This is a genomic window from uncultured Campylobacter sp. (genome assembly GCF_937997405.1).
Classification (GTDB): domain Bacteria; phylum Campylobacterota; class Campylobacteria; order Campylobacterales; family Campylobacteraceae; genus Campylobacter_B.
On sequence record NZ_CALKTL010000200.1, the window covers coordinates 1 to 5,600 of the forward strand.

The 5,600-nt window shown below is 47.0% G+C and carries 5 protein-coding genes; 2 read left to right on the plus strand and 3 right to left on the minus strand.

Annotated features, from left to right (window positions below; translation table 11 throughout):
• The 3 genes from Q0372_RS10240 to mqnE form a co-directional block, all read right to left on the minus strand.
• A partial coding sequence (locus Q0372_RS10240) for a hypothetical protein (protein WP_298105613.1) occupies positions 1–720 on the minus strand: 720 nt, incomplete at its 3' end.
• Between the two features lie 11 nt (positions 721–731).
• A complete protein-coding gene (locus tag Q0372_RS10245; protein ID WP_298105616.1) occupies positions 732–2,027 on the minus strand; it encodes an NCS2 family permease in 1,296 nt (431 codons plus the stop codon).
• Positions 2,028–2,045: 18 nt separating this feature from the next.
• Positions 2,046–3,128, minus strand: a complete 1,083-nt coding sequence (mqnE, locus tag Q0372_RS10250) for an aminofutalosine synthase MqnE (protein ID WP_298105619.1) — start codon at positions 3,126–3,128, stop codon at positions 2,046–2,048.
• Between the two features lie 141 nt (positions 3,129–3,269).
• Here mqnE and glmS point away from each other — a divergent pair, with 141 nt between their 5' ends.
• Positions 3,270–5,087, plus strand: coding sequence for a glutamine--fructose-6-phosphate transaminase (isomerizing) (gene glmS / locus Q0372_RS10255; protein WP_298105622.1), 1,818 nt, complete (start codon positions 3,270–3,272; stop codon positions 5,085–5,087).
• A 60-nt stretch (positions 5,088–5,147) separates the two neighbouring features.
• On the plus strand, positions 5,148–5,600 hold a 453-nt coding region (locus Q0372_RS10260; protein ID WP_298105625.1), incomplete at its 3' end, for a hypothetical protein.

Consider the following 5,600-nt stretch of genomic DNA (forward strand, 5'->3'; position numbering starts at 1 on the left):
AATCGCTTGTTGATTACCCTGTGATTCGGCTGTTGCCAAGTGTGATTTTAAACGTCTAACCTCCTGTTCTGCCGCTTCCCGTTGGTTGGAGGTGTAAGTCTCCACCGCACTTTTCACATGTCCCACGGCAGTAGCAATTTGTTGCTGTTCACTTAGGGCTTTGTTGATATCTTTCGGCTTGTCCGTTTGGTTATTCGCTTGGCTTAAGTCGGTGTTGATGCCTAGTTCCAATGCGGTGCTCAAAACGGGGGTCATGTCTTTGTTTAAGAGGATTGTGCCTTCTGTTAGCGTGGCTTTGGTTAGGCTGCTGTCGTGGCTTTGTTGTAACATCGGCAAGCCCGGGCTTAAACCACCACTGCGTTGGCTTGGAATAAAGGTGCTATTTGGGCTGTGCGGTTTGACTTTTTCTCCCGTTTCGTTATCCACCCATTTGTCTTTGGTTTCTTTGATGTTGCCACTGAGACTCGCGCTCATGGCTTTACTGTCGGATTCGTTTTTGATGTCTTCAAATGTCAGCGTGTTGGTTTGGAGAAGGCTGTTTTGCGCATTGGTGCTTGCAATAGCGCCACCTTTTAAGTGAACGCTATCCGCATTGATATGATACCCCCCGTCTTCAGCAAAAATCCCTGCTTGTTCCTTCACTTGTTTTCTCGAGGTTTTGCCACTTGAGGCGTTGCCGTAACCGCTTGCGCTCCAGTTGTTGCCAAAGCCGAATTCCACTTCCTTAAAATTTAATGCATCAAAAATACTAAAACGCTAATCGCGCCAAGCGTCAAAACGCCGAAATTTAAATCTTTTATCCTGCGCTGAGCAAGCCTAACTACGATATATGCGATGAAACCGAAGCTTAAGCCGTTGGTGATCGAGTAGGTAAAAGGCATCAAAAATACTATAAAAAACGCAGGGATTAGAATTCCTGCGTCGCTATAATCGATCTTGCCAAGCTCACTAAACATCAAAACCCCGACCATTACGAGAATCGGGTAGATCGCATTTGCCGGGATCGCCTTAAATAGCGGCAGCATAAACAGCGTCAGCACGAAAAACATAGCGCAAAATACCGCGGTAAGTCCCGTGCGACCGCCCGCCTCCACGCCGCTGGCGCTCTCGGCAAACGCAGTAACCGTACTCGTTCCTATAACGGCTCCCGCAACGCTGCCTATCGCATCGGAGGTTAAATTTCTAGATAGTTTTTTCATTCCGTCTTTGCTGTTCTCTCCAAAAAGCCCCGCGCGGTTTCCTACGCCGGTTAGAGTGCCGATGCTATCGAATAGATGCGTAACGAAAAATGTGATTATAAAAGGCACGAACGCAAGCTTCAGCGCTCCGGGGATATCTAGCTTAGCAAATATCGGCGTTATGCCGCTTGGCGCGCTTACTATGCCATGTGGTGCGGGCGAAATTCCAGCCACCCACGCAACGCACGAAGTAATCAAAATGCTTAAGATAAACGCCGCCTTGATTCTAAGCACGAAGAGCACCAGCACGACTGCTAAGCCTAAAATTCCAAGTAAAACGTTTAGATCTTTTAAATTTCCTAAAGTTACTAGCGTCGCCTGACTAGGCGCGATGACACCCATCTGCTTAAGTCCGATGAAGCAGATGAAAGCCCCAATACCCGCACTTATTGCGCGACGCAGATCAAGTGGGATAGATTTGATAACCCAAACGCGAAAGTTCGTAAACGAAAGCACGGTAAAAAGCGCCCCGCTTATCGCTACGATGCCAAGTGCACTCTGCCACGGCATCTTCGCATCCACGCACAACGCAAAGGTAAAATACGCATTTAGCCCCATGCCGACGCTAAGCGCTACGGGAGTATTTGCAAAGAGCCCATTAAATAACGTCGCGATTATCGTAATAAGCGCGGTTGCCGTAACCAGCGCATCAAACGGCATACCTGCGATGCTCATAATATTTGCATTCACGGGCACAATGTAAATCATCGCCAAAAACGTAGTAAGTCCCGCAATAAGCTCCTGCCTTACCGACGTTTTTGCTGCGGCGAGATGAAAGAATTTTTCCACTTGCTCCTCCTTTAGAATTTATTCGTAAATTTCGATCTGATTATATAAGCTGTCGCGCTCTACGGGCACAAAGCCTGCGGTGCTGATCATATCGATAAAATCGCGCTTGCTCTGCCCTTTTTTGCTGCTGGCGCCGGCGCTGCTTTGAATGCTTTCGTTTTCGATCGTGCCGTCAAGATCGTCCGCGCCGAAATCCTGCGCCACAAGAGCTAAGCTTAGCGTCGAGGTCGCCCAATACGCCTTGATATGCGCGACGTTGTCGAGCAAAATTCTACTAATCGCGATAGTTTTTAAAATTTCGACCGAGCCCAAAAAGCCCTTCACATCCAGGTAGTTATTCTCGCGCTGATACACGAGCGGGATGAAGGCGTTGAAACCGCCGCCGTTAGTGCGAGAGCGGCTCTCATCTTGCAGCGCGCGGATGCGCAAGATGTGATCGATGCGGTGAGCGCGGCTTTCGATATGACCAAAGAGCATCGTGGCGTTGCTCTGACGCCCGCGTGCATGCCACAGCGAGTGGATACGTAGCCACTGCTCGCTTGAGACCTTGCCTTTGCAAATTTTATCGCGCACGTCCTCGTCAAAAATTTCAGCGCCGCCGCCGGGCATCGAATCCACGCCGCTTTGTATCATCAGCTCTATCGTCTCCTCGTAGCTCATCTTCCACTTTCGCCGCCAGTAATCGATCTCCGCCGCGGTCATCGCCTTGATATGCACAAGCGGATATTTTTGCTTTATCGCTTTAAAAATTCCCAAATATTGCTGCGGCGTAACGAATGGATTGTGCGAGCTTACGATATGAATCTCCTTCGTTCCTCGTGCTACCGTCTCGTCCACGATACGCATGATCTCATCATCGCTCATCGTATAGGCGTTTTCGTTCTTGCGGTGCGCCGAAAATGCGCAAAATTTACAGGTATCTGCGCATAAATTCGAAGGATTGATATGACGATTTGCGTTGAAATAGACGTTTTTGCCGTTTTTTTCTTTGCGAATAGCAAAGGCGAATTTGCCCAGATCGAAAAGGTCCAAATCCCATAATTTCACGCCGTCTTCGTAATTTAATCTCTCGCCGCTTTGTAGTTTTTCTAAAATTTCCATCGATTTCCCAAGCCAAATTTTGTGCTAATTATATAATTTTTTGCTTACAAAACGGATAAGCGGACTAAATTTAGAGCCGAATTTCGTTAATTTAAAATAGCGTAGTAAAATGGGCGCCAAATTTTAAATAAGGAAAGCAAAATGTGTGGAATCGTAGGCTACATCGGAAATGAAGAGAAGAAAAAAATCATAATAAACGGACTTAAGGAACTCGAGTATCGCGGATATGACAGCGCTGGGCTTGCCGTGATGGACGAGAGTGCGAATATAAAGTACTTCAAAGCGGTCGGCAAGCTAAATAATCTCGAAGAAAAGATGAAAGATTTCACTTCGCAAGGCTTTGGCGTTGCGATCGGACATACTCGCTGGGCGACGCACGGAAAGCCCACCGAGCTTAACGCGCATCCGCATTTTGGAGATTTTAGCTTCGTCGTGCATAACGGCATCATCGAAAACTACATCGAGCTAAAGGACGAGCTCGAAGCGGACGGCGTGAAATTTTTAAGCCAGACCGATACCGAAGTAATCGTGCATCTTTTTGAAAAAAATTTCAAGGCTAGTAACGACGCATTTAAGGCATATGAAGCTACAATTAAACGACTAAAAGGCGCATACGCTACGCTCTTAATCACCAAGGCAGCACCCGGAGAAATTTTCTTTGCTAAAAACGCAGCTCCGCTGATCGTCGCAAAAAACGATAAAAACGAAATTTTCTTTAGCTCCTCAGACGCCCCCCTCATCGGGCTTGCAAATACGGCTGCGTATCTGGATGATCAAATTTACGGCGTTGCAAAGCTTGGGCAAATCGACATTTTTAAAAACTCTAAACCGCATAATTGCGCCTTTAGTGAGCTTCCGAAAGATAAAGGCTACGCGCAAAAAGAGGGCTTTAGATTTTTTATGGAAAAAGAAATTTACGAGCAAGCGCAAGTCGTAACCGAAGCGATGATGGGGCGCGTGATCAAGGGCGGCAAGATAAAATTTGACGAGCTTGACGAGGCGCTGTTTGAGGGTATCGACGAGGTAGTCTTATGCGCCTGCGGTACGAGCTATCACGCCGCGCTCGTAAGCTCGTATCTTTTCGAACGCATCGCTAAAATCCGCACAAAAGTGGAAGTCGCCAGCGAATTCCGCTACAAGGAGCCATTTTTAAACAGGAATTCCTTATTTATCGTGATCTCGCAAAGCGGCGAGACCGCCGACACCTTAGAGGCGTTGCACATCGCTAAAAAAGCCGGCCTTAGGACGCTTGCGATCTGCAACGTCGATAACAGCTCGATCGTGCGCATGGCAGGCAGCGTGATCCTCACCCGCGCAGGCATCGAAAAGGGCGTAGCCTCCACGAAAGCTTTTGCGACGCAGGTTATGGTGCTATGGATGTTCGTCGTGTATCTTGCAAATCTGCGCGAAGTCATCTCGGCGCGCACGAATTCCGCTGAAATTTCGGCGATGCTTCATATCCCGCAAATTTTAAAGATTAAGGACGGCTTGCAGGATAAAATTTACCGCATGAGTAAACACTATCTGCACGGACACGGCTTTTTCTTTATCGGGCGCGATATTTTCTATCCGCTCGCTCTTGAGGGCGCGCTCAAGCTCAAAGAGATCTCATATCTGCACGCGGAAGGCTATCCGAGCGGCGAGATGAAGCACGGGCCGATCGCACTTGCCGATTCTAATCTCTTTACGGTTGCGCTGATGCCTAAAAATACGCTTTATGAAAAAACCAAAAGCAACGTTGAAGAGCTTGCCGCGCGCGATGCATATATTTTAGCTATCAGCCCGGAAGAGCCCGAGATCGCGGATGATTTTATCAAAACAAGCGAGCAGAGCCACGCGATGAGCGAGTTTTTTGAGATGATGATAATTTTACAAATTCTAGCTCTTGAAATCTCCGTCAGACTTGGCAATGACGTGGATATGCCGCGAAATTTAGCCAAAAGCGTCACCGTAGAATAATCGTTTTTTAAGTTCATTTTGACTAATATTTCTCATTAAAAAATCGGGGAATGTTAGTATATGAGACTTATCGGATTTATCAGAGGTGAAAATGTCATAGTCGCCACGGGCGGGGTCGAGTATAGCTACGAAATGCTAGGCGAGCGCGATCCTAGCCTAACCGACGGCGATGAGGTAAGCTTCGACACGCTAGCATCCAGCGCGATAAATATAAAGCGCGTCGAGGGCTCTAAATCCAAAGACCGTGTAGCGCAAAAAGTAACCCCACAGCCAAAAGAAGCTGCAAAGCAAAACAATGAAATTTTTGGCGATAAGAATTCTGCAGAAAATAATATATCCGAAGCGCCATTTATTCAAAGTTCTACCGAAAATATTGCAAACGATATATCTGCCGTAAAAGAAACGAAGGTCGCAAAAAAATTTAATAAATTTAAATTTAACCGCAAAGCCAAGCTTACGAGTGCAAAAAAACCGAAATTCTTTGGATTTGAGTTCGTCCAAACAGACGACCTA